Source organism: Stenotrophomonas sp. 62841_Sma, from assembly GCF_056482945.1.
Window position 1 is genome coordinate 946,219 of record NZ_CM151224.1, and the last position, 21,643, is coordinate 967,861.

Consider the following 21,643-nt stretch of genomic DNA (forward strand, 5'->3'; position numbering starts at 1 on the left):
CGCGAAGGGCGCCCTTTGTCGTCTACGGCATGTTTCGGCTCAGCGCTGCTGGATCTTCGACAGCAGGCGCAGGAATTCAACATACAGCCAGACCAGGGTCACCATCAGGCCGAATGCGCCATACCACTCCATGTACTTCGGTGCACGCTGGGCGACACCGGTTTCGATGAAGTCGAAATCCAGCACCAGATTCAGCGCGGCCACGACCACCACGAACAGGCTGAAAGCAATGCCCAGCCAGCTGGAGTCGTGGATCACCGGCACGTCGATGTTGAAGAAGCCCAGCACGAACGACGCGAGGTAGAGCAGGGCGATGCCGCCAGTGGCGGCGACCACGCCCATCTTGAAGTTCTCGGTGGCCTTGATCAGGCCGCTGCGGTACGCGAACAGCAGCGCGAACAGGGTGCCAAAGGTCAGCAGCACCGCCTGGAACACGATGCCCGGGAACTTGGCGTTGAACACGGCCGAGATGGCGCCCAGGAACAGGCCTTCCACCAGCGCGTACATCGGTGCGGTGACCGGCGACCACTCCTTCTTGAACACGGTGATGAGCGCCAGCACCAGGCCGCCGATGGCGCCGCCCATGGCATACAGCCTGGCACCGGGCAAGACCTGGCCGTAGTCGCCGATGGTCTGGTTCCAGGCGAAGGCGGCGGTCAGCACGGTCAACAGCAGCAGGAAGCCGGTCTTGTTGACGGTACCGTTGAGGGTCATGGCCTGGTCGGGGCTGGTCACCACCGAGCCACTGGCGAGGTCGAGGAAGGTGGACTCGGAAAGAGCCGGGTTGCCGCTGCGCATACGCGTTCTCCGTGCGAATGAAGGTCAGGACGGCCATCCGGCCGATGGGCGTGAGCATAGCCGATGACCGCTTTCGGCGTTGTGGCAGGCGCCGGATCTGCGCATCCTGCGTTGACAGTTCCCAATGCGCTTGGCGACAATGACCAGCTCCCCGGGCATGGCCCGAGGGGATTGCAAGACCGGGGTATAGCGCAGTCTGGTAGCGCGCCTGCTTTGGGAGCAGGATGTCGGGGGTTCGAATCCCTCTACCCCGACCAATCCCACATCACGTCGGATTGGACACCGTTCCGGTTCGGGCGCCCGTAGCTCAACTGGATAGAGCACCGGCCTTCTAAGCCGGCGGTTACAGGTTCGATTCCTGTCGGGCGCGCCATTGAAATCAATGGCTTACGGTAGTTTTTGGCCGTGGTCCTGAAAATTGACCTGAAAATTCAGATGGCGTTGTGACTTGTGGCTAATGTTTCACACATTCGCGCCGCCAATGATGTACAACGTAAGTCAGAAAAACGCTCAGCATGGATAGCAACCTTGCGGAGCATCTTGAGGTTCAACGAAGGGGTGCTGCTATGAAAGACGGCTTTGGTGAAGGCTGATTCCCGTCACTCAGGTAGGTAGAGCGTAACAGGAGGGTCCCGGAAGGGGCCCTCTTGCATTTCAGGGGGAGACACCGGATGTCTAATGAGTTGATAAAGCGGAACAATATTGTTTCGCTAGCGTATCGCAATGTTCTTCGCCCCGTGGCTGCGGCGGCTGATCCGGTTAGCTGGATCTTCTTCGCCGCGTTTGTGGCACTGTTCGTTATTTCAATTGTCTGCAAAATTTTCGGGGCGGGCAACCAAGACAGTTTCTATGAGAAATACTTTCTGGCGTTTTGGTATGGCACATGGGGATTGCTGCTCGCAGCTACAATAGGTCCCATCTTCAACATTGCAAAACAGCGTAACGAGGTGCCACTTGGTGTCCTCGTGGGTGTCGGGGTGAGTCATCTCGTGATGTTCATCGGCATTAGCGTTGTAGTGATGCTGGAGTACAACAAACCCGAGGCTGTGACAGGGTTGATGGCTGCGTTTGTCGCAGCAATGATGGTTGGTATCGGCTGGGTCGTTCAGCACCAGACCAGCGCACGAGCGTCGCGAAGGGCGCATACTTTCAACATCCTTATGCAGTCCAGGCTGAACAAGGAGTTCGGCGAGAACGTAGCGTTGCGGGCGAGCTACTATCATGCAGGGTTTGTTATCCCTGCAGAGGATGCCCCGCTTGTAACCAAGAAGGGCCTGCGCCAGCGTTTGGCGGATATTGAGGAAAGGCGAGTTAGAGAGGTTAAGCAGTCTAGAGCGCCCTTTGTCACTGAAGTGGAGGCGCGCTTTACGGCGGAGATTGAGCTGGTTAACAAGAAGCATCAGTCTCTGGTTGGAACCATGTACCTACTCAACTTTTATGAGTTCATGTGCGCAGGGATTTGCCAGCGGGAGCTGGACAAGGACCTTTTGTATGCAACGGTCGCCTCAATTGTCTCCGGACTCTACGGCGACACTGTGCATCTGAGAGCGCACTGTAGGCAGAGCCAGCCAACCGTTTTTACCAAGCTCGATCAAGTAATGCGCAGCCATTGGCATGCATGAGCAGTGCGGCCGCCATGCAGGCGGCCGCATTTCATCTAGATTAGTTCCTCGGCATAGGCCCGCATTATGATGTAGGGTTTCATCAATGGGCTCACGAAACGGTATCGAAGGCGCCGACTCTCGCCTACGCGCTCCAAGATTCCTCCGCGTATTTCCTCGCTGAATTGCTTGAGGTGGCTGGAGAAGTTTGGAATGTCCAGTTCCCTGCCGGTAATTTCGCGCAGTGGGCCCCGCACGGCGGCGGCTGCAAAATACCCAAGCTCATCAATCTCAGCTAGGGCGCATGCAAGAAGGACTTCCTTGAAAATGTTGCCAGGTTGAGCGCTCTTTACTGCTTGATAGTAGGCATTCTTGATCGACTGGTTCCACTGGTCCAGCGATCGGTTGATTCCTGCATCAACATGTGCCCGGGCAATGTGAAGTTTGCCTTCTTGCAGCGCCATTCGAGTGCTGTACAGAGCCAATAGATGAGCGATGTAGGGCACGCCCTGCGCCAGGTGGACCAAGTGGCTCTTGGCGCCCTGGTCAATGGTCATCCCAAGCCTGTCGAGACCATTCTCGACAATCTGAGCGATTTCCTCCGCAGACATGCGAGGCATTGGAATCTGCACCAGTGCCCGCTCGATAGATCCGTGTCCCGCAACGAGTTCGGTCACCGAATCCGCGACACCGATCAGGACGATCGAAGCATTCACGCCAAAGTCTGACAAGGCTTTAATCGTGTCGGAAATGCCCACGCTAGCTGCGCATCCATGCAGCAAACGGTCAAATTCGTCCAGGATAATCAAAACCGGAGCGTGAGCCCCCATCATGGTCAGCGTCCGCCGAACTTCATCTGGTGTCAAAACCTCCGGCAGCGTGCTCGCTACTGATGTGATCGTTGACTGGGTCACCGGTAGGAAGCCGGGCGATACAGACTTGTTCGTGTAAGTGATATCGCGGAGCGCCTTCCTCCAGATTGAGTCGAATGAGTCGCTCGCATCGCAGTTGACCTTGCTCACGATGTAGCCATTCATTTGCATCACCTGCACAACCATGTTCGCAAGTGACGTTTTGCCCACTCCTCGCTCACCAAAAAGCACGGCATGGTAGCCGCGTTGGGATACCCCATCCATGAGCTTCTGCAACTGGTCTAAGCGACCCGCGAACAGGTCCCTCCCGTTTACGGGAGAACCCGGTGTGAAAACTTGGCCGGCACGGACTCGAAGTGCGTCATGGCTTGGCTGCTCGTTCAAGGCACGTCTCGGCTGTAGGAAGTTTGGCGAATCCTATTGCTTCGAAGGGGATTGCGTCAAGTAATTAGTCAAAAGTTACAAGTGAACAGGTAAAAGCTACAAGTTGAGGGCTGATTGCTGCGGTTTTGCCCAAAGAGCTGGCGAGACGTCTCATCCCGTTGGCGTTAGACGAAATCTAGGGCAGCCAAGCAGTCAGTCCGGGCATGGGCCTCAGCTGATCAATCAGGGGCCGGCTCAGCGACGATCGGAAGCGAGTGGTCGTACACGTGCAGCATCGTGTCTGTGACGTGACCACTGGCTTTCTTCTTATTCCCCTTCGTATCCGTCACGCCGCGATGCTTCAGTCCATGTAGAGCAAAGCGCTCGCCCTCTGTGATGACTCCATCTCTGACCGCGTTGCGCATGAATCGTCCCCAGGCGGTGTGCCAGCCGTGGGCGGTGAGCATTTCCCCATCCTCGCTGACGAATAGCGGCCTCATCTTCGGCGGCAGTGGTGCATTGAGCTGGGTGATGCCGCGTTTGGCCCAGATGGCAGCACGGCGAGCCTGCAGGACCCTGATCGCGACCTCGGTCTGCTCGCCTTCCCGAATACACGGGAGCTGCCCATTGCGAGACTAGGGGCCTGTTCGTAGGCCTCCTGAATTGAACTCAATCTAAGCTGTTGACTGCAATGCACAGTACGCCAGCCTTCTAAGCCGGCGGTTACAGGTTCGATTCCTGTCGGGCGCGCCATTGGAATCAACTAGTTACGCAGTTTTCTATGCCTTGTTCTGCGGGCGTCCGGAATTGGCTCCGGAATTGAGCGTCATTCGTGTTTGGCCCCACGGTGGCCGCCCAAGGCGTCAAGTAGGCTAAGCAGGAAGCCGATCGAGCCCACGTAAACGGCGTCCTCGTCATCGTCATCGTCAGGGTCGAGTTCGAAGCCGATCTGCGCGACTAGGCGTATAAACTCTGCGCGCAACCGATGAAGATTGACGTCCGTAAGGCGCGGGTGTGGTCGATGTGCTTCGGCAGGTAGGGTGCGGCTTTGCTGGGGCGTGCCATGGTGCTGCTGTGAGTCCTTTCAGACCAGCGAAGCGGGATAGCGTTCGTTCTCGAAAGCGGGTTTGATGAGGCCCAGTGCCTCGTTCAGGGCGAAGTTTGTTGTCAAGATGCTGCCTTGGCCGTCGTACTGGACGCGGATGTTCCGTTGTCTCGCCCAGCGCTCGACGCTGGCAAGCCGAGGGCGTTTCCCAAGTCGGACGCCGGCTGCGGCCAGACTTCGCCCATATGCTATTCCGCCCAGATCGAAGCCGCCCCAAAGAAGTCGTCTGGCAAACAATTGGCGCGCTGGTAATTGAAAAGGCGGCCCAAGAAGGCCGCCCATCTACTCAATCTCCGCCACTTCAATTCTCGTGGGTAGGAGGGCGAGTTGGCTTTGGCGGGCCAGCGGGACCAGTAGTTACGGTCCCAGTCCGGCCGCCACTGCCGTAGCTGCCGCCGCCTACGTCGGCACCGCCACCCCTGCCGACGCCTTGACCGCTCCCATAGCCACTGCCTGAGCCCACGCCGTTTCCATTTCCACCAGACGGCAGCGGCGTAGTACTGGCCTGGGCCTCATATTTGACTCCCATGTATCCGTCTCCGCCCACGGTAACTTGATAGCCAACACAGGCAGTTCCGTTGCACATTGTTATGACGTCCCCGGGAACTATCCATAGAGACTGAATGGCAACCAGTCTGTTGAAGCTTGCTATGGCGAGGCCAAGCTCATTTGAAGTGTGTGCGTCGATTCTGGGATAGCCAAGTGCGCAGTCATTACAGGGATAAGTTCCGATGTTTCTGGTTCCTTGCACCTGTGCGTGCACATACACTGTTGCTCCTAGCAGAAGGACCAAGAAGATTGCTGCCGTAAGCCTGATCTTCATTTCCTGCTCCTCTGTGCCAGCGTAGCGGCCAGTTGATTGGCCTTCCTTAGATCAGACGGAGTCATGGACTGCGCCATCATGTCCAATATCTGGTCGTTGCCACCGATAGGGATCAGCTGCCCCGCAGCTTTCTTGTAGGCATAGGCAAGGATTGGGTCCTTCGGCGTAATGATGCCGCGCTCATACGCAGTTCCCAGAGTGAAAAGCCCATCCGGGTTGCCGGTGTCAGCTACACTTTTTATGTAGCGATATGAGTCTTCATTGAACTGCTTAACTTTTTCGGCCGATACGATTTGTTCTTGCTGATCACCAACGATGATGTCCTGGTAGTTGTAGTAGGCCAGCCTCGCGTAGGTGTCCCCCCCTTCCGCTGCCTCCCTCAGCCACCGTGACGTTTCCTTTAGTGCGTCGCCTGGAATGCCCTCGCACTGCTTGAGCTTTTCTTCAGTGAAAGCAAGAGAGCTCAATTGCTGATCGGCCAGGAATTGCTCTCGTGTCTTCCCGCTGGCTTTGAGGATATCTGGAGAGACTTGGCTATTGGAGTAGTCAATGGGCCTCTCTGGCTGCATTGCAACGCGGCATTCGTTGAGTATCAGGAACAGCTGTCGTTTTGCCTCCAGATCTCCAGCTTCTGCTCTATTGCGAAGCGACGGATACAGGTCTTTCTCTGGAACATCTGGTACGCGCTGTGCAGATTGGAGGTCGGCATCGACTGCTGTCGATCTTGGAGTGACACTTCGAATCTCTGCCGATGCCGCGGGTGCTTCATTCGCCGATGCATCGCCAACTTGCTGAGCATCATCATTTTTATTGGAGCATGAGGTGACCATGCCGGCGATGAGTGCGAACTTTGACAGGCGTGCGCACTGGTAGATTAGGCTGTACTTTGGGGAGGGATGTGTCATCGGGTTCTCCGTACGCGCCGGTGGGTCGATGGGCAAGCATGCTGTCCCGAACATCGCAACATTCAGTCAGCTTCCGCAATAGGTAGACATCCAGCTCCCTTGCAGGGAGAAGGGCTGTAGAGGCCAAGTCCTGCTTTGCTGCGCTGACGCAAAGTCGAGTCAGGCTCGATCCTGTTCATGTTGTATGTCGCGATGGGTGCACTCTGGTCGAGTGCACCCCGGATGGATCACATCTGTTCCAGTTCGCCCACCCGCACCTTGCCGCCACCGCCGCAGTTGCCGTGGCAGCCGCCGCTGATCGGGCCGCTGCCGCCGCCACCACCACCGCCGCCGCCACCACCGCCGCCGCCGCCACCACCGCGGGAGTTGGGCGGGAGGACGGTCGAAATCACTTCGCCGGAGTCGAAACCTGCACCTCGCCACGTGTAGTTGACGCAGGAAATACCGTTGCAGACGGTCAGGACATCGCCGGTCTGGACGCGCGTCTGGGCAGTCCAGACCGTGGTCCGGCCGTCATTGAGCTTCTGGACCTCTTGGGAAAGCTGCTGGTTGGTCACCGGATCGGGATACGGGGTTGTCAGCGTGCATCCGGCGGTGCAGTTGATGACGCCAGGAAGCTTTTTCGCTTGAAGGCTCCCGGCCGCCATGAACAGCAGCACGCCTGCAATGGCGGGAACGGAGTTTCTACCAAGCGAAGGGATAATCCCAATCAGTCTAGCTTTCACAATAGGTCCTTATCGTGGGATGCAACAGTTCTTGAAGATTTCGTTCGATGAAATGCGGGCTTTCTCTTTCTCTTGGCTGCTCAGGTTTTTCTCATGGTTGGCAATGTCATTGGTGGTGGCAAAACGTGGGTCCAGCCGGTTGAGGACGCGGGTGTACGCCAGGGCCGCAACGGGATCCGCAGGAACGATGCCGCCATAGGTGTAGGCCATCGCCATGTCGCTGATGACATTGACGTTCCCTTGTGATTCCAGTTCGCGCAGATATCCGGTGGCGGTGTCCTTCCACGCCTCGAGCGCCGCGGGATCACGGATTGCGTCATCAAGCGAACCGATGACTTTCTCCGGCGATCGCGAGTAGGCGCGCATCGCTTCCTGCGAGCCCATGGCGGCGGCCTTCGAAAGCCAATCGGCGTGATAGATGTCCTGATCCAGAGCCAGCGACTCACACTCTTTGAGGATTCGTTCCGACCGCTCCAGGAACCAGTTGCCGGCCCCGACCGTGGTGGCCGAATCCGCCAGCTTGTCAGCGCGATCCGAGATGAAGGTCTGGCATTGCTCGATGGCTCGATAGATTTCGTAGGTTGCCGTGGCATCTCCGGATTCGGAGCGCAGCATCAGTTGCTTGACGTGGGCAAGCGCGTCACCGGGAGGCCGGAACTCATTGCCTCTTACGATTTCGTAGGCCTTGGGGCCCACGGCCTTGTACGAGCCCGGCGGGATCTTGTTGTCCCGCTCAAGCCTTTGCGCGGCCGCCGCACCTGACGCCGGAAGCTGCCTTCCCTGGTCAGGCCGTTCATCGAGGCTGCCACTCTTCCCGGATTCCTCTGCCGTGGCACCCGCAGTTGCCTGCTGCCGGTAGCCGGACATTGCAACGGCTGCCACTGCCAGCACGGCTGCCAGCGCGACGAATCCGATTAGCCGCTTGCTCATCTATTGATCTCACCTTCATTGCAGGAACCGGCATGGTTGCAAACGCGCGCCCTGCGTTCCATGTCCTGCAGCTAACGTTGTATGAATGGATCTCCCCCATCCCTATTTGAGATTCATTCACGATTTGTTCACTAAGCGTTCATGCTCTCGGGGCGTGCCCGACGACGGGCGGGCTGTTCGCCAGCGCCTGACATCCGCTGCGTGCGGCACGCGCCTTCTCTAGCTCGGGATGGATGCAGATTCGAACGGCGTGGGTGAGGTGAAGCAGGTGCTGGTCGAAGTACATCGGCGGCGCAGGCGCCAACGGCGGCTTACCTTCTGCCGCGGTGCTGTCGCCTTGCGGGCGTTTGCTGGCCTGCTGATGGGGGTGACGGCCGAACGCAACACGTCGTTCGATGTGATCGAAACGATGTCGCCGATGGACAGTTGCGACCGATGTTCTGGGCCGACGATGAGCGCTTGCACGCGCAGGGTGTGCAAGCGATTACCCGTCGAGTGCTTCTTGGCAGGACGCAGTCGCGCAACGTGATGTTTCAGTTGCTCGACGGAGCGGGCCAGCCACGCCTGCAGCTGCAGGTCACGCCGAAAGGGGAGGCCACGCTGTCATTCCTGGATGGGCATGCGGACATCGCGCGCGTGACCTCGGCGGAGCAGCATTGATCTCCTGTTCCGGCCCCTGCACATCAATGTGAAGAAGTGCTTGCAATTCCTTCGCGACTCCCGGAAAATGCCGGACTCGCTTCGGGGGACGGACTTCTGGTTCCACCCGCTAGCAAAGCATCAAGGTCCAGCGTCAGCCTCATCGGCGGTGGAGCGAAAGTTTCAGTGGTGGCTGTAGCTCAGTTGGTTAGAGTACCGGATTGTGATTCCGGTGGTCGGGGGTTCGAATCCCCTCAGCCACCCCACTGATTCAACCGCATCGGCGCAGCCGAAACGGTATTGCAATAAACAGAAAGCACGCTACAATGTGCGTCTGAGTTTCACGGGCCGTTAGCTCAGTTGGTAGAGCAGTTGACTCTTAATCAATAGGTCCAAGGTTCGAATCCTTGACGGCCCACCAAGACAGAAGCCACCTGGTATCCCAGGTGGCTTTTTTCTTATAAGTGTGACTCCCATCGTTTCGATGGATCACGGGTTGCAGAGCTCCGCTTGGCCGTGGATCTGCAATGCAGCGGGACCGCAGTGCTGGTTTCAACGATGTTGAAAAAAGTGCTTGCACCCACCGAGCGGATCGGGTCATAATTCGCGCCCCGATTTCGGGCTGTTAGCTCAGTTGGTAGAGCAGTTGACTCTTAATCAATAGGTCCAAGGTTCGAATCCTTGACAGCCCACCAGACGAAAGCCACTTGGTTCGCCAAGTGGCTTTTTTCTTGTCTGCGCGCCGGGTTGCGCTTCATCCACGCATGGTGTGGATCTGCTGAAACGGCGCATGGCGTGGATCTACTGAAGCGATGCTGAAATCAGGGGCATACGCGTCATCAGTGTTTTCAATGCTGTGCGCTGCTTCTCACCGCATCGCGTCCTGTATCGCACCCAATGGATCTTCCGCGCCGATGGCGCATGCACGAAGGAAGATGTTGATGGCTGATATCAATCGATTGCACCGCACGCTGTGGGTTCCCTTCGCGTTGATGGCGCTGGCTGCCTGCGCACCTGCCAATGATCCCGCGAAGACCGTCGAACGCGATGCGGGCACGGAGAGCACTCCGGCGCGCCCGGTGGGTGACGCCATGCCGATGCAGCCGGCTCAGCCTGCGGAAGCGGAGGTCCTGCCTGACGCGGTGGATGTGCAGCGCAATGCGGACGGTTCGGTGGATGTGCGCAAGGCCATGCCGGAGTCGGTGGCTCTGCGGCGCACCGATGACGGGGGCGTGGAGATCCGCAAGGGGGAGGCGCCGGCCGAACATGCAGGCATGGCACCGGCCCGCGCTGTACCGCAGCAGTAAGCCGCAGTCGTCCTGGCGGGTGGTGCGCCCGCCGGGGCGGCAGCGATGCAGGGGCCGCGCGCATCGCGGCAGATTCAGTTTTGTGCAGGCCTTCCGCTTCCAGCCCCCGCCTGCGACAATGGACGCCTGAGCCGGCCACGCGAAAGTGGCGGAATTGGTAGACGCCCTGGATTTAGGTTCCAGTGAGGGTGACCTCGTGCGGGTTCGAGTCCCGCCTTTCGCACCATCTGGCCGAGCACAGATTGCCTAAGTGATTGAAAAATAAGCTGGCGACGGTCAGTTGTCCTATTGGATTCCCGCTTTGGCAATTGATCCCTGTCTCGGAACGTCACCTGTTCCGTTCGAGGCGGCTGGGAGGCGGAACTGCTCCAGTGCAGACATGCCTTGGAGCGATTGCTCGGCCAGTACCTTCGCGTAGACCGCTGAGGTGGTCTGGATGTCGCGGTGTCCGAGCCACTCCTGCACGAGCTTGATGTTGCCGGTCGCCAGCAGCAGCCGAGTGGCGCACGTATGGCGGAGCGCATGCGGTACGCACTCCTTCTCGGAAGCGAGATGTGTCCCCTTGATGGCCCATTGCCACAGCCGGTCGGCGCGCGTGCGATTGAGCATCGTGAAGGGGCCGTCCGATGTGGCCGCCAGGGCGTCCTTGCGCCGCTGTAGAACCTCGGCGACACGGGCGGTGCAGGGTAGGGTGCGGGGACGCCCCTTCTTGAGCGTAGCGTGCCGCCAGAAGCGGACGTGGAGCCTTCCGCCCTGATCGACTACTTCGGACCACCGGATGCCGATGGCCTGGCTCATGCGGCAGCCCAGGTCGGCGAGGCACACGAACAGGTCGCGGTAGTCCGCCCCGTCGCGCACCCGTGGGTGCCCTCCGGCAGGGCCGTTCGGGAGCGTGTCCCACTCCAGCAGCCGCGCCAGGATCAATTCCTCGTCCTCAACGTTCAGGACGAACGTGCGTGCGTTGTCCCTCTCGTCGGCCAAGCTGTACTCGGGCAGCTCTCCCAAGAACCGGCCGGCCTTCCTCTCGCGTTTCAGTAGGGCAAGGAGGCACTGCATCTTGCGGTTCACGGTGGCGGGAGCCGCCTTGTCGGCGAGCATGCGCTGCGCCATGTCGTTGACCGCGGCCTGCGTGATGTCGTTGATGGGCGTTTCCTCGCCCAGGTAGCTCTGGACCACCTTGCAGTTGGTACGCACGGTGTCGATGGACCGGAGCTTGCCCCAAAAGTTGCGGTCGTCCAGCGCGTCGTCCATCGCGTCCTTGAGGGTGCGCTGGCGGACCTTGGCCTTCGCCACGGCCATCTGCACCGACCGGGACTTGCCCCGAATCAGCTCCCGCAGCGCGTCCTCTGCAATCTCGGGGTCGTCGCGCAGGGCGTCGAGGACCGCCTGCTCCTTGCGCTCGGCTGCCACGCGGTCGCGGGTGCCGGTGGACAAGCGCACGCGCCGGTATCCCTCCTGCACGTCGAGCATGTAGTAGCGCTTATCGGGCGCACCCGGCTTGGGCGCGGTCCCTTTGAGGCGAAGGGCCATGTGTATCTCCAGAAATGAAAAAGGCCCGCACTAGGCGGGCCTCGGGGCACAACGGGGTGTTGGGGGTTAGGCGGCTGCGACGCGCGCCGTCACCTTGCGGTTGACACGTTCTGCGAGCGAAGCCAGCCAGTGCAGCGCCTTGGTCGTCGGGAAGATCAGGTTGCGCTTGCGGTAGGCGGGATCAGGGCGCTGCTCTAGGAAGTCAGGCCCCGGCTCGCGGTTACGCTTGATAGACGACAGGTCGAGCACATTGCGGCTCACTGCGGAGGGAGAGAGTCCGCCGAGGACGCGCTCAAGGTCCACCTGCTGAATGCCCGGCTCGTCCACAACGGCGAGTAGGGTGAGGATGCGGGTGGCGGTGATGTCCTCGTCGATCTCTTCCCGGAAGGCTGACAGTGCGGTTGTGAGAATGGCCGTCAGTTCTTTCTGCGAGAGATTCATGGTGCGCTCATTTTCCGTAAGGGGATGGTTCCCCCTTGGGAAACCATCAGGGTCTATCTTGGAGCCGCAATGTAAGGATTACAAGGCCCAAGCCAATGTTGATGGCATTCTTGCCAATTTTGTCCATCCAGAAACCACGCTGCCAAGGCGTGGGGGAGGGGTCGATTCCGATCTCATATCCAAAGGCTTTCACGAACAGGTCCAGGTACTTCTGCCCTGCGAAGGGGCCGTCCTGTCCCCTGCTCACGGCGTTGTAATGCGCCGCCACCCCCGGCTGCGCTCCACAAAAAGGTCTTACGTTTCAGTGTTTTAAGAACGGTAGTGCCAGCATCGCCGCCAGGGTCACAATGGCCCCGACCACGGATGCAAAAAACAGTCCTTGCCCTACGCGGACTACCGCGCTGGCTATTGTCCGTCTCACCGTACTCATAGACTGAGAACGCCCCCCTGGTCGTCTGCGGATGCGCAGCCCGACAGCATGACGCTGCCGTCGGGCAGACTACAGGCCACAATGATGGCGCGTCCGTAGGAATCAAGTACCACGGGAGAGATTGATCCCGACTGGTGCAGTGAAGTCATGGCCGCGGGGTCTCCGTTGGGGCCGCGGGTGGGACCGGATACGACACCCGCCAGCCACAGTCCTCGGGGACGACCGAGAACTGGACGCGCTCGTTGAGTAGGCCGAGCATCGCGCGGAGAGCGCCGCGCTTCTCGTTATGGTCGAAATTGATGGTCCGAATCATTCGGGCACCTCGTAGGTCCGTTCATGCAGGACCAAAACCTCCCGCTCGAATACCAAGAACGGGCCGAACTGGTGGACGCGGAGGGCCACGTTGACGATCACCAGGGTCGAGTTTGCGGTGAAATCTGCGTTACGCATATGTAAGTCTCCTGTTATGCAAGTGCTACAAATGGAACAATGAGTGCCAAATATCGAGATTGGCCTTATGATTAGGGCTGAAGGGCGTGATCGCCACTCCCGACCCCAAGGACCGTTCGATGATTGACCCCCGCGTAGAAGTCGCCATTACGGCCCTTCACCTAGTCGTATGGGTGTGGACTAGCTCGGTGCCGGCGCATCGCACATACCTGTATTGGCGCAGGGTCTTGCGGAAGCGGCGTTAGCGGCTCCAGAAGTAGAAGCCGCTCACCTCAAACGCGTCACCGTTGAGCCGAATGTCGCGGCCATAGCTCTCGTAGTCGAAGTAGCGGGAGAGGGCGTCGGGCACGCCGTGGAGAAGCCCCGATTCGTCCACATAGTTCTCGGCAAAGTCGGCCCAGCTATCGAACTGGCCCACGTAGGCTTCGTGGAACTGCTCCACGGTCACATCGTCGAGGCCCTCGTGGTCGCAGAAGGCCGTGTAGGCAGCGCGTTCGGTGTCGTTGTGCAACTCGTCCAGCCGCTCTTGCAATGCGCACAGCTTGTCCAGGTCGGGGTGCTCGCCCCAGGTATCCCCGAACACGTCGTCGTAGTCGTGGACGGCCCACTCCTCGGCGCTGGCGACCTTGCCGCTTCCGCCACACGCCGTGCATTCCGCCCCGCCGAATACTCGGGGGACGTATGTGGTTCCAGTACCGCCGCAATCCGGGCAATCAACGGTCACGTTCGGGTGCGGCGACTCGCGCAGGATGCGGGCAATCTCATCGCGCACGTCGTCGGCGTCGCGTCCCTCCAAGTCGATCCACTCGCCGTGCAGGACGCCAGCGTTATATGAGGCAAGGCAGGCAACGTAGATTTGCATGGTGTGCTCCAGAAATGCGAAGGCCCGCACTAGGCGGGCCTCGGGATCAGGGGTGGTTATCGGTCAGTGCGCCCAATCGGGCTTGACGTTCAGCAGGTAGGCGGCGGCCACTGCGCGGGCGGTGTCCTCGTCGGCCACGTCGGCAATCCACCACCAGCGGTCCTTACCGGCCCAGCGGTAGACGCCCCAAAACTGCGCGGCCATCGGTGCGCAAGGCTCGACGCTCCCGTCGAACTCTTGGCGGGGACCGTAGGAGACCGATCGGTCGCCCAGGGTGACCAGCTTGTCACCGGCAGGTACAGCCAGCTCGTTGTCATTGCTCATTGCGACAGGCCCTTTGCGTGTTCGATGGCGCGATCCAGTGCGCCGGGGATGTTGTGAAAAATGCCGTGGCGTGTCGAGTGGGTGAGGCCGATTTTGTAGACCTCAAAATGGTTCGGCCCCTTGCGCAGCACCCATGCCTTTTCGGTCTCGAACAAGATGTCCTCCTCGCGGTAGCTCATCGCGCGGCTCCCATGCCCTCGGCGATCCATGCGCGGGCCTGCTGCTCGGCGCGGGCCACGCCATCGGCGGTCTCGTGGTTGATGCCGTTCCTCGACAGCCACCCGCCCAGCGGGTCGGCGATGTCGTAGGCCCAAACGCCGCTCCACTGCTCGCCGACCTCCTGCCAGAGGCGGTGCAGCATGCGCGCCACCTCGACAAGAAATTCGGAGTCCTCAATGCCCAGCGGCGCGGTGCTCATCGGCTCGGGCCACGTCCACCCGCTCGCCAGCTGCGCGAGGTCGATGGGGTCGAAGTCGGTATCCCTGATTGCGCGGTTGACCACGGTGGCGAACTCCTCGGCTTGCTGCGGCGTCATCGCGGTCGCCGCCAGTTGTTCGTGATAGCGCCCCGGCTGTGCCAGGAACACGTTGCGGGTTCCGTAGGTGCGCAGTTCCATCACAGCACCCCCAGCCCGCGCAGCACCGGCATCACCAGCGCGTTGGTCTCGTCGTTGTCGCTCCAGTCGCTCGCGGCGTCGTCCCCGTTCTCCCAAATCAGGAGCACAAACCCCGCCTTTGTTGCGTCCGGGCGGTAGAACCGCAGGTGATCGTGGTCGGTAGAGGCGAGGGCCTCCAACACTTCTTGCCGGTCGCGGCTGTGCCGCACCGTGGTTTCTTCGCCGTCGTAGACGCCGAGCGAGTAACCAGCGGCGAGGGCGGCATCCACCAGCGCCACGGCTATGCGCTTCGCGCTCTCGGGGGCGTAGTTGTCGAGGTTCATGGCTTTCTCCGGGCAACAAAAAAGCCGCCTTGCGGCGGCTTCGGGGGATTGGGGTAGGGCGCTGTTAGAGGAACAGCTTGGTCAGCGTGACGATGCCAGCCACAAAGGCCGTGGCGACCACCAGCGGATACCACCGGGTCTCCATCATCAGCTTGTCGCTCTCGCGGTTGATCTTGCGAATCTCAGCGGTGAGCTTGCGCACTTGCAAGTCCTCCAGTGGTCCATTGGTGCTCATGGTAGCTCCAAAAAAGACCCGCCGTCACACGTCGGCGGGGTGTGGAAAACCGGGTTGACGAAAGGGGATCAGATGACAACGGGGGATGGACAAGGCGCAACTTGGGTGCGGTTCTTGTGTGCCTGGCGCTCCCGCTCGTTGAGTCGGGCGCGGTGCTCGCGGATGCCGCGGCGGATGCAACCGGCCACGTAGTAGTCGCGGGCGGTCATATCAAACGGGATCATCGTCATGGGTTGCTCTCCAGTGAATCGGACCACCAAAACGCCCCATCACAACGGTAGGGGCGCTTTGGCGGTCAGACTCATGCTCGTAAGGCATGGAATCTGACCGTCGCCAGCTTCCGGGAGCGCCTCCAGCTCGCCTAGGAATCCCGTACAGATGGCCCCGCTCTTTCTGGCGGTGACCCGGTATCCGTGGCGGCCTTCATCGGCCCTTACACTTCCCGGCGCGGCTAGTGTTCCCAGCTCCCCGCGTTCTGCCGTGGGCGGCGCTCCTGCCTGCCCCTTTCCTACTGTCCCGACCGCACCCTGCGGCCGTTGTTCGATGGTGGGCATTATGCCCTTTTGCTCCCGGTTTGTCAATCACTCCCGGTAGGGGGATGGTTGAGCCGGACGTTACCTGCGGTGCGCTTAGGGGCCTTTGGGGCTAGTCCTCAGTGCTGGCGGGATAAGCTCTAGGTGCTGTCGATCCATCGGTCGCACGTCTGTCGCCGCCTTTTCCGCTGCCGCCGTGTTGCTGGCGACGGGTATAGATTAGATCAATCCCCGCATGGCTGTCAATACCCCGATGGCAACGATTTTGGATGGTCGCAGGGAGCGCCTAGCGCGCGCGTGGGGAGCTTCTATAGGCGGGGCGGTAGGGGTGCCCGTGGCGGGCCTTGCGTGGGCCGTGGTGGCGCATTGGCTGGCCGTGGTGGGCGGCAGGTGGGCATAGGCCGGGCAGGGTGTGCCGAGGTGGTCGGCAGGTGTGCCGAGGTGGTGCCGAGGTGGGCGCGTGGCGGTCAGGGCAAAAAGACAGATAGGGACAGACAGGGGCGCGAACGTTTGAGCGCGGATGTCCGCAGGTTGCCCAGGTATCGCATGGGATTGCCTAGGCACTGGATACCTAATCCGGTGGTTCACCTTTGGAATCAGTAGGTTAGCCGAGGTGGTGACGCCGCAGGTGACGCGAAGGGGGCGCATCGTGCCTTACGCTACAGGGGGCGACCCCCTACGGGGGGTGATCGCGCCGTTCCAAGTAGTTGGATACTCCTTCGGAAATTTGCCGCAAACCTTTCGACCACCTCTGTCACTTCGAGGAGACGTTATGTACGCCCGCCGATACACGATAAGAACCGCTACCGCGATCACCGTCCTGGCCTTAGTGCTCGCAGGACTCCCTGCCGCGTACTTTCAGACCGGCGTAAGGAGCGCTGAGGAGTTGCGTTCCTGGAACGAGCAGATCATCGAGAACGACGCCTCGCCGCAGGTGTTGGTTGATGAGGCGGTGCGGACGTTTGACGCCGCGACGAATGACCTCATCAGCAACCGCAATTCCCGCAACCTGTTTCTCCAGCTCGCTTTGGGCATCCCGGCGCTCGCTTGGATTGGTGCGGGCGTGGTGCTATGGGTCATCAAGGATGGGACGGAGGTCTAGTCCGCCGCAGTGGCACCCAAGGAGGACAGAGGAACACCCCAGGAGTGCATAGGAGAACTGTAGCTCTACTTGATGGTGAATACCAATGAATAGAACTCTATAGTCCTGCTAGAGTAATACTTAGGTCTTACTATGATAGCACCCTTGTCAAGCCCTCCCAGTGCTCCGTGGTCGAATAAACTTAGCGGTTGGCATAGACATTACAACGAGCATCTATGGCATCGCTCAATACCCTCCTCATTCGCTTGGCGGCGCTGGTCACTGTCCTCTCGCTGGTCTGTGCTGGAGTGCCCGCCGCATATCAGCACGCGAAGCTTCGAGCAGCACGGGAGCTGGTCGAACGTACCCGCGAGGTCATAAACGATGACACGACCTCGTACAGCGTGGTGGCCGATGCGGTGCCAATTCTGGATTCTGCACTGACTGAGGCCGCGCAGCACGAGCACATGAGAGGCCTACTCGTGGAATTCACGATTGGCGTCCCGCTGATCGTTTGGTTTGTCGTCTTGGCTGTAATGTGGTGGTTCAAGGATGAAGAATTGGCGTGATAGCTGAACTGTTCACTTTCAGGTAGAGTCGTTTCCTGTCTTTTAACTGGCCGTCGTGTACGGTACGAACCGTTTGGGGAACGTAGGCGTGGGAGAACGCGCGATGGCTACGGATGCATACAGCCAGGGTCGGCTCGGCTCGTTGTTGGTCATGGAAGATGATCCTGACCTCTCAGGGATGTTGAAGGAAATCCTGGCGATGCAGGGTTACGAGGTCGATGTGGTCGCCTCCGCTGCCGATGCATTCGACCGCATAGAGGCGAAAGCATTTCACGCGGCGATCTTAGACATCCAGACGCAGGACGGAGCATCAATGTCCGTCGCCGATTACCTGCTGTCGCACCGAATTCCCTACATGTTCGCGTCCGGGGTGCCGAACCCGCAGCTCCCTGACGCTCACCAGTGGGCGACCTTTCTCCCGAAGCCGTACCGCATCAAAGAACTCATGAGCGCCCTTGATAGGACTCGCCAAATCGGCATTCCTGTTTAGGCGCGTCCATGCGCCAGTAGTTCAGGTCCGGCGTTTTAGGAAACGCTTTGTAACCGTGTCGTAGGTCTGCACCGGAGGACCGCTGTAGAGGTCCGTCGAGCAGGCCATGAGGACTGCTTCGGTCGCGTTGTGGCCTGCCTTCATGGCGGCCAGGGCAATCGCACCACCACTACCGGCGACGAGGAAGTCGCGCCGGAGGTCGAGAGGGAGACCGTCGTGGTAGAAGGCCACCGGGTTGTCCCGCAGGCCGACCACGAGGATCGTGTACTCGCCCTTGGTCAGTTCGTCGAATCCCTCCGACAGCTCGCGCACGGCTCGCTGGATGTGGGAAGTGGTGCCCGCGCCGAACACCACCAGGTCGCGCCCGGTGGTGTCGGTGGTGCGGTAGAACTTCTCCTCCTCGTACCGCAGATCACCAGCGGTGACCTGCGAGTCGATAGCAACGAGCCGGCCGTCAAAGGCCAGCGTGGTCACTGCTTGATGTGCTCCCGCCAGTAGCTCGGGGTGAACGCAGCCCACTCGATGTCGTTCACGTCATCCCACAGGCGCTCCGCGGCATTCCGCAGGTGCTCCCACAGGCCGCCGAGGACGACGTAGGGCAGCGCCAGGAACACGACGACGAACAGCCAGCCGGTGTAGGTGCGACGGGAGGTCTCGCGCAGGCGCTCCAGGAGCCACTGCGAGGCGAGGGCAATGCGTAGCGCTACGTACCCCTTAGCGCGCTCGTAGGCGCGCACCAGGCGCTCGCTGGCGCGGTTGTAGATGGTCTTGAAGTTCATGGGTTCCGGTTAGGTGTTGCGGATGGTTGCCAGGGCCTTCGCGTAGAGCGCGTCCCAGGTGTCACGGTGCGGCTTGCCCGGCCGCCAGTTGCGGACGTAGTAGTCCCATGCGGCCTGGGGGTTACCCAGGGCGGGCAGCGGACGCGGATCGGTGAACAGCAGCAGGCGAGCGAACGCACAGGCGAGCACGTCGTCGGAGGCGAGCGCCTCGTTGACCGCAGCGGTCGAGGGACGCTCCAGACGCGCGGAGACGAGCTGTGAGGCGCGTGCGGAGGTCGCCGGGTGACGGAGTACACCTGCGGTGCCGCCGCCCGCCTCGAACTGCCAGAAGCCGCGTGCGGGGCCTTTGATCTGCCTGCGGTGCTCGAAGCGAGATTCCTGGAGACCAATGGCGAGCAGCATGACCTTCGCTTCGGGAGTGAAGGCCACGCCGGGGAGCAGCCGGGCCGCCGCGGGGATCAGGTTGTCCCTGACCTCCACGAGGCTCGGCAGCTTTGCGTCGGTCATACCGGCGCGTAGGGGTTCGACTGGCCGCCCTGGGTGTGGCAGCAGGGAGCGTGGTTGCAGTCGCACGGCGTTACCGGCGCGGGTGCGCTCGGGCCGTCGTTGTCGTCGTCGTTCTTGCGGCGCAGGAACAGGTACAGCAGGCCAGCGGCGGCGAGCGCCATCAGCCACGCAGCGAGCGTGTTGGACATTGGGTCTCCTACAGGATGTCGAGGTAGTTGTCGGGTGACGGCATGCGGCCGGTCACGGACTGGATGAAGGAGGCGTACTCGCGGTCGAGCAGCTCCTCCAGGTAGCGCTGCTCCTCCTTGGACACGTCTCGGGAGAGCTGGTCGGCCCAATACTTCACGGCCATCGCCAGCGCTTCGAGGCGGTCGTCGTGGCGCAGTGCGCCGCGGTCGCGCGTGATGCGCGTCAGCTGGTAGCACAGCTGGTACTTCTGTTCGGACTTCTGATCGGCGCGGATGATCGAGGCATCGACCACCAGGCGGTGCTGGTTCAGCACCGGCTCCAGCACGTCGATGATTCGGTTCTCCTTCGAGGTGCCGTAGTGCTTCACCTCCTCGATGGAGCACGGGTACACGCGCGCCAGGACGCCGGAGAGCATCTTGGCGAACATGCCGTCACCGAAGTTCGCCTCAATGAGGACTGCGGAGACCTTCTCGGCGCGCGCGATGTGCGCCAGGGTCTCCAGCGTGTCGTCGTCGTAGCCGCCCTTGGTCGCACCAGCGCGGCGCGCGTAGAGCATGCCGCGAAGCATGCCGACGACCGCGTAGCCGGTTTCGTCGCCACCTCGGCCCGAGGGGTCGATGGCGAGTACCTTGCCGGTGAACTCCTCCATTTCCGAGGCGAGGTACATGGGCCGGTACAGGCGGTCGCCAGTGAAGCCCACGGACGGGATGTCGCTGACGATGTACTCCGGGCCGCTGCTGTAGACCACGCGGATCGGAGCGACCTCGCGGTCCACGTCCATCACGATCAGGTCGGACAGCTTGAGCGGGTACTTCTCGGCGTCGGACAGCGACGCATCGAGCATGAACTGGAGCATGAAGCCGGAGCGTCCGTAGGACGCCTCGCGCTCCATCAAGTCCTCATCGGAGAAGCGGACGCTCTCGCAGTTCTTCCAGGCGAGCTTGGGGTTCGCGTCGAACGCATCGGCGATCATCGGCGCGAGGCGGTCGCCGTACACCTGACGGTGCTTGGTGTCCTTCGGGTAGCGCGCAGGCCAGATGCGGATGACGTAGCCGCGCTCGGGCAGCTTGTTGTAGAGCGACTCCTCGGTCTGCGGAGTGCCGAGGTAGATGATCTCGCCGCCAGGCTTGAGCACCGCGTCGAACTCCTTGACCAGCTCGGCGAGCTTCTCGCGCTGCACGACGGTCATGGAGTTCTTTGGGACTTCGATGTCGTCCGCGATGATGGTGTCGGCGCGGGAGCCGGTGAGCTGGCCGTTGATGCCGACCGACTTCACCGAGGGCGACTGATCGGGCTGCGCGGGACCGACATCGAACGCCAGGTTCGAGTTGCGCTGGTCGGGACGCGGGCGCAGGTGTTGCAGCTCAGGCAGGGTTTCGATCAGGCGCTTGACGAACACCGAGAACGCATCGGCGCGTTCCTTCGATGCCGAGACCACCATGATCTTGTGCTGGGGGTCTTTCCAGAGGAGCCAGCAGACGTAGGCGGCCGTCACCCAGGACTTGCCGACGCCGCGGTACGCCATGATGACGCGACGGCGCGGGCCGGTTTTCAGGAACTCGCAGATGTCGTACTGGATCGGAGTGGGGCTTGGTAGCCCCAGCTCCTTCCAGACGTACCAGGCGAAGTTGCGGAAGTCCTCGAAAGGGTGACGAACGTGGAGGCTCGTCATGCCCTCCATCAGTTCAGCCGCCCATCCTCAGCGGGATCGAACGGGAACTCGGACACCTTGTCGGCCAGCTTGCCCAGCGGTGAGCCGGGCGGCGTGGCCGCAACGTCGATGCCGTTGTCCTTGAGAAACTGCCGGGCCACGTTGAGGATCGAGGCCAGGCCCTTCGCGTCCGACTCCATCGAGTCGATGGTGTCGGCGAGCTTGTCAGCGACTGCGGCGTGCAGTCGCTCCAAGGCATCCTTGGGGGCGGTCACTTGTTGACGACGCGGTTCAGTACGGTCTCCAGCGCGGACGTGCCGAGCGACGCCAGGATGCACGCGAGCGCGACCTGGGCGACGAAGGAGACGCCGGGGATGAAAATGACGATGGCACCAGCGGCAAGGCCGGTAGCGCCAGAGAGGATTGCGCGGCCGAGCGCCTGCTTCCAGGTGATCGGATCGTTCGACGTGAGCATCTTTGCGATGCCCACGATGAGGCCGACGCCCGCGAGAGCGCCGACCAGCTTCACTTCATCGTGCATTAGGTCTCTTGTAGGTGGTGGATG

29 protein-coding genes and 6 tRNA genes are annotated in these 21,643 nt (G+C 60.9%); 12 read left to right on the forward strand and 23 right to left on the reverse strand.

What is annotated here, in order from left to right; all coding sequences use genetic code 11:
- Positions 1 to 39: 39 nt before the first annotated feature.
- Positions 40 to 798, reverse strand: coding sequence for a Bax inhibitor-1/YccA family protein (locus tag ACZK5G_RS04305; RefSeq protein ID WP_010483901.1), 759 nt, complete (start codon positions 796 to 798; stop codon positions 40 to 42).
- A gap of 180 nt (positions 799 to 978) precedes the next feature.
- Between ACZK5G_RS04305 and ACZK5G_RS04310 the strand changes: the two genes are divergently transcribed.
- From ACZK5G_RS04310 to ACZK5G_RS04320, 3 genes are all read left to right on the forward strand, one after another.
- Positions 979 to 1,055 (forward strand) — tRNA-Pro (locus ACZK5G_RS04310).
- 39 nt (positions 1,056 to 1,094) lie between these two features.
- Positions 1,095 to 1,171, forward strand: a tRNA-Arg gene (locus tag ACZK5G_RS04315).
- A gap of 298 nt (positions 1,172 to 1,469) precedes the next feature.
- Positions 1,470 to 2,420, forward strand: coding sequence for a DUF4760 domain-containing protein (locus ACZK5G_RS04320; RefSeq protein ID WP_478465427.1), 951 nt, complete (start codon positions 1,470 to 1,472; stop codon positions 2,418 to 2,420).
- Between the two features lie 35 nt (positions 2,421 to 2,455).
- Here the strand turns inward: ACZK5G_RS04320 and ACZK5G_RS04325 are convergent, their stop codons facing one another.
- The 5 genes from ACZK5G_RS04325 to ACZK5G_RS04345 form a co-directional block, all read right to left on the reverse strand.
- Positions 2,456 to 3,535, reverse strand: coding sequence for an AAA family ATPase (locus ACZK5G_RS04325; protein WP_478465429.1), 1,080 nt, complete (start codon positions 3,533 to 3,535; stop codon positions 2,456 to 2,458).
- A 338-nt stretch (positions 3,536 to 3,873) separates the two neighbouring features.
- Positions 3,874 to 4,101, reverse strand: a complete 228-nt coding sequence (locus ACZK5G_RS04330; protein ID WP_478465431.1) for a site-specific integrase — start codon at positions 4,099 to 4,101, stop codon at positions 3,874 to 3,876.
- A 1,457-nt stretch (positions 4,102 to 5,558) separates the two neighbouring features.
- On the reverse strand, positions 5,559 to 6,467 hold the full coding sequence (locus ACZK5G_RS04335; protein ID WP_478465433.1) for an SEL1-like repeat protein: 909 nt from the start codon (positions 6,465 to 6,467) through the stop codon (positions 5,559 to 5,561).
- 227 nt (positions 6,468 to 6,694) lie between these two features.
- Positions 6,695 to 7,126, reverse strand: a complete 432-nt coding sequence (locus ACZK5G_RS04340; RefSeq protein ID WP_478465435.1) for a hypothetical protein — start codon at positions 7,124 to 7,126, stop codon at positions 6,695 to 6,697.
- A 75-nt stretch (positions 7,127 to 7,201) separates the two neighbouring features.
- Positions 7,202 to 8,122: a hypothetical protein gene (locus ACZK5G_RS04345; RefSeq protein ID WP_478465437.1), complete on the reverse strand. Its 921-nt coding sequence runs from the start codon at positions 8,120 to 8,122 to the stop codon at positions 7,202 to 7,204.
- Positions 8,123 to 8,557: 435 nt separating this feature from the next.
- Between ACZK5G_RS04345 and ACZK5G_RS04350 the strand changes: the two genes are divergently transcribed.
- From ACZK5G_RS04350 to ACZK5G_RS04375, 6 genes are all read left to right on the forward strand, one after another.
- Positions 8,558 to 8,782: a hypothetical protein gene (locus ACZK5G_RS04350; RefSeq protein ID WP_049422622.1), complete on the forward strand. Its 225-nt coding sequence runs from the start codon at positions 8,558 to 8,560 to the stop codon at positions 8,780 to 8,782.
- Between the two features lie 168 nt (positions 8,783 to 8,950).
- Positions 8,951 to 9,027 (forward strand) — tRNA-His (locus ACZK5G_RS04355).
- Between the two features lie 79 nt (positions 9,028 to 9,106).
- Positions 9,107 to 9,182 (forward strand) — tRNA-Lys (locus ACZK5G_RS04360).
- Positions 9,183 to 9,380: 198 nt separating this feature from the next.
- Positions 9,381 to 9,456: transfer RNA gene (locus ACZK5G_RS04365), tRNA-Lys, on the forward strand.
- Between the two features lie 246 nt (positions 9,457 to 9,702).
- Positions 9,703 to 10,068, forward strand: a complete 366-nt coding sequence (locus ACZK5G_RS04370) for a hypothetical protein (protein WP_423173640.1) — start codon at positions 9,703 to 9,705, stop codon at positions 10,066 to 10,068.
- Positions 10,069 to 10,207: 139 nt separating this feature from the next.
- Positions 10,208 to 10,294 (forward strand) — tRNA-Leu (locus ACZK5G_RS04375).
- 59 nt (positions 10,295 to 10,353) lie between these two features.
- On the opposite strand, the gene ACZK5G_RS04380 is transcribed toward ACZK5G_RS04375, so the two are convergent.
- The 10 genes from ACZK5G_RS04380 to ACZK5G_RS04425 all read right to left on the reverse strand — a co-directional run bounded on the left by ACZK5G_RS04380 (position 10,354) and on the right by ACZK5G_RS04425 (position 15,509).
- Positions 10,354 to 11,598: a tyrosine-type recombinase/integrase gene (locus ACZK5G_RS04380; RefSeq protein WP_049417433.1), complete on the reverse strand. Its 1,245-nt coding sequence runs from the start codon at positions 11,596 to 11,598 to the stop codon at positions 10,354 to 10,356.
- Positions 11,599 to 11,664: 66 nt separating this feature from the next.
- Positions 11,665 to 12,039 (reverse strand): helix-turn-helix domain-containing protein, encoded by a 375-nt coding sequence (locus tag ACZK5G_RS04385; protein ID WP_005412378.1) that lies wholly within the window; start codon positions 12,037 to 12,039, stop codon positions 11,665 to 11,667.
- 739 nt (positions 12,040 to 12,778) lie between these two features.
- Positions 12,779 to 12,919 carry a hypothetical protein gene (locus ACZK5G_RS04390; protein WP_005412379.1) on the reverse strand — a complete coding sequence of 47 codons (141 nt, stop codon included), beginning with the start codon at positions 12,917 to 12,919 and terminating at the stop codon, positions 12,779 to 12,781.
- A 241-nt stretch (positions 12,920 to 13,160) separates the two neighbouring features.
- The gene (locus ACZK5G_RS04395) at positions 13,161 to 13,781 is read right to left on the reverse strand and encodes an antirestriction protein ArdA (RefSeq protein WP_032961789.1); all 621 of its coding nucleotides are present in this window, start codon (positions 13,779 to 13,781) and stop codon (positions 13,161 to 13,163) included.
- Between the two features lie 63 nt (positions 13,782 to 13,844).
- On the reverse strand, positions 13,845 to 14,105 hold the full coding sequence (locus tag ACZK5G_RS04400) for a hypothetical protein (RefSeq protein WP_032961791.1): 261 nt from the start codon (positions 14,103 to 14,105) through the stop codon (positions 13,845 to 13,847).
- Positions 14,102 to 14,284: a hypothetical protein gene (locus ACZK5G_RS04405; RefSeq protein ID WP_032961794.1), complete on the reverse strand. Its 183-nt coding sequence runs from the start codon at positions 14,282 to 14,284 to the stop codon at positions 14,102 to 14,104. The genes ACZK5G_RS04400 and ACZK5G_RS04405 overlap by 4 nt, the downstream gene beginning before the upstream one ends.
- Positions 14,281 to 14,721 carry a hypothetical protein gene (locus tag ACZK5G_RS04410; protein WP_005412383.1) on the reverse strand — a complete coding sequence of 147 codons (441 nt, stop codon included), beginning with the start codon at positions 14,719 to 14,721 and terminating at the stop codon, positions 14,281 to 14,283. The genes ACZK5G_RS04405 and ACZK5G_RS04410 overlap by 4 nt, the downstream gene beginning before the upstream one ends.
- Positions 14,721 to 15,044, reverse strand: a complete 324-nt coding sequence (locus ACZK5G_RS04415; protein ID WP_005412384.1) for a hypothetical protein — start codon at positions 15,042 to 15,044, stop codon at positions 14,721 to 14,723. Before ACZK5G_RS04415 ends, ACZK5G_RS04410 begins: the two co-directional genes overlap by 1 nt.
- A gap of 64 nt (positions 15,045 to 15,108) precedes the next feature.
- Entirely contained in the window at positions 15,109 to 15,279 is a 171-nt protein-coding gene (locus ACZK5G_RS04420) for a hypothetical protein (RefSeq protein ID WP_004154558.1), read from the reverse strand.
- 68 nt (positions 15,280 to 15,347) lie between these two features.
- The gene (locus ACZK5G_RS04425; protein WP_154267699.1) at positions 15,348 to 15,509 is read right to left on the reverse strand and encodes a hypothetical protein; all 162 of its coding nucleotides are present in this window, start codon (positions 15,507 to 15,509) and stop codon (positions 15,348 to 15,350) included.
- 1,075 nt (positions 15,510 to 16,584) lie between these two features.
- Between ACZK5G_RS04425 and ACZK5G_RS04430 the strand changes: the two genes are divergently transcribed.
- From ACZK5G_RS04430 to ACZK5G_RS04440, 3 genes are all read left to right on the forward strand, one after another.
- The gene (locus ACZK5G_RS04430; protein WP_032961796.1) at positions 16,585 to 16,914 is read left to right on the forward strand and encodes a hypothetical protein; all 330 of its coding nucleotides are present in this window, start codon (positions 16,585 to 16,587) and stop codon (positions 16,912 to 16,914) included.
- Between the two features lie 215 nt (positions 16,915 to 17,129).
- Positions 17,130 to 17,462: a hypothetical protein gene (locus ACZK5G_RS04435; protein WP_043033726.1), complete on the forward strand. Its 333-nt coding sequence runs from the start codon at positions 17,130 to 17,132 to the stop codon at positions 17,460 to 17,462.
- Positions 17,463 to 17,613: 151 nt separating this feature from the next.
- A complete protein-coding gene (locus ACZK5G_RS04440) occupies positions 17,614 to 17,952 on the forward strand; it encodes a DNA-binding transcriptional response regulator (RefSeq protein WP_157173538.1) in 339 nt (112 codons plus the stop codon).
- 21 nt (positions 17,953 to 17,973) lie between these two features.
- Here the strand turns inward: ACZK5G_RS04440 and ACZK5G_RS04445 are convergent, their stop codons facing one another.
- From ACZK5G_RS04445 to ACZK5G_RS04475, 7 genes are read right to left on the reverse strand one after another with little or no spacing between them, the layout of a single operon-like run.
- Positions 17,974 to 18,426, reverse strand: coding sequence for a hypothetical protein (locus ACZK5G_RS04445; RefSeq protein WP_005412387.1), 453 nt, complete (start codon positions 18,424 to 18,426; stop codon positions 17,974 to 17,976).
- Entirely contained in the window at positions 18,423 to 18,731 is a 309-nt protein-coding gene (locus ACZK5G_RS04450; RefSeq protein ID WP_005412388.1) for a hypothetical protein, read from the reverse strand. The genes ACZK5G_RS04445 and ACZK5G_RS04450 overlap by 4 nt, the downstream gene beginning before the upstream one ends.
- A 9-nt stretch (positions 18,732 to 18,740) precedes the next feature.
- On the reverse strand, positions 18,741 to 19,238 hold the full coding sequence (locus ACZK5G_RS04455; RefSeq protein ID WP_065426719.1) for a hypothetical protein: 498 nt from the start codon (positions 19,236 to 19,238) through the stop codon (positions 18,741 to 18,743).
- Positions 19,235 to 19,426 (reverse strand): LPXTG cell wall anchor domain-containing protein, encoded by a 192-nt coding sequence (locus ACZK5G_RS04460; RefSeq protein ID WP_005412390.1) that lies wholly within the window; start codon positions 19,424 to 19,426, stop codon positions 19,235 to 19,237. Before ACZK5G_RS04460 ends, ACZK5G_RS04455 begins: the two co-directional genes overlap by 4 nt.
- An 8-nt stretch (positions 19,427 to 19,434) precedes the next feature.
- Positions 19,435 to 21,099: a phage terminase large subunit gene (terL, locus tag ACZK5G_RS04465; protein WP_032961836.1), complete on the reverse strand. Its 1,665-nt coding sequence runs from the start codon at positions 21,097 to 21,099 to the stop codon at positions 19,435 to 19,437.
- 8 nt (positions 21,100 to 21,107) lie between these two features.
- Positions 21,108 to 21,332, reverse strand: coding sequence for a hypothetical protein (locus tag ACZK5G_RS04470; protein ID WP_005412392.1), 225 nt, complete (start codon positions 21,330 to 21,332; stop codon positions 21,108 to 21,110).
- 17 nt (positions 21,333 to 21,349) lie between these two features.
- Positions 21,350 to 21,619, reverse strand: coding sequence for a phage holin family protein (locus ACZK5G_RS04475; RefSeq protein WP_005412393.1), 270 nt, complete (start codon positions 21,617 to 21,619; stop codon positions 21,350 to 21,352).
- Positions 21,620 to 21,643: the final 24 nt, after the last annotated feature.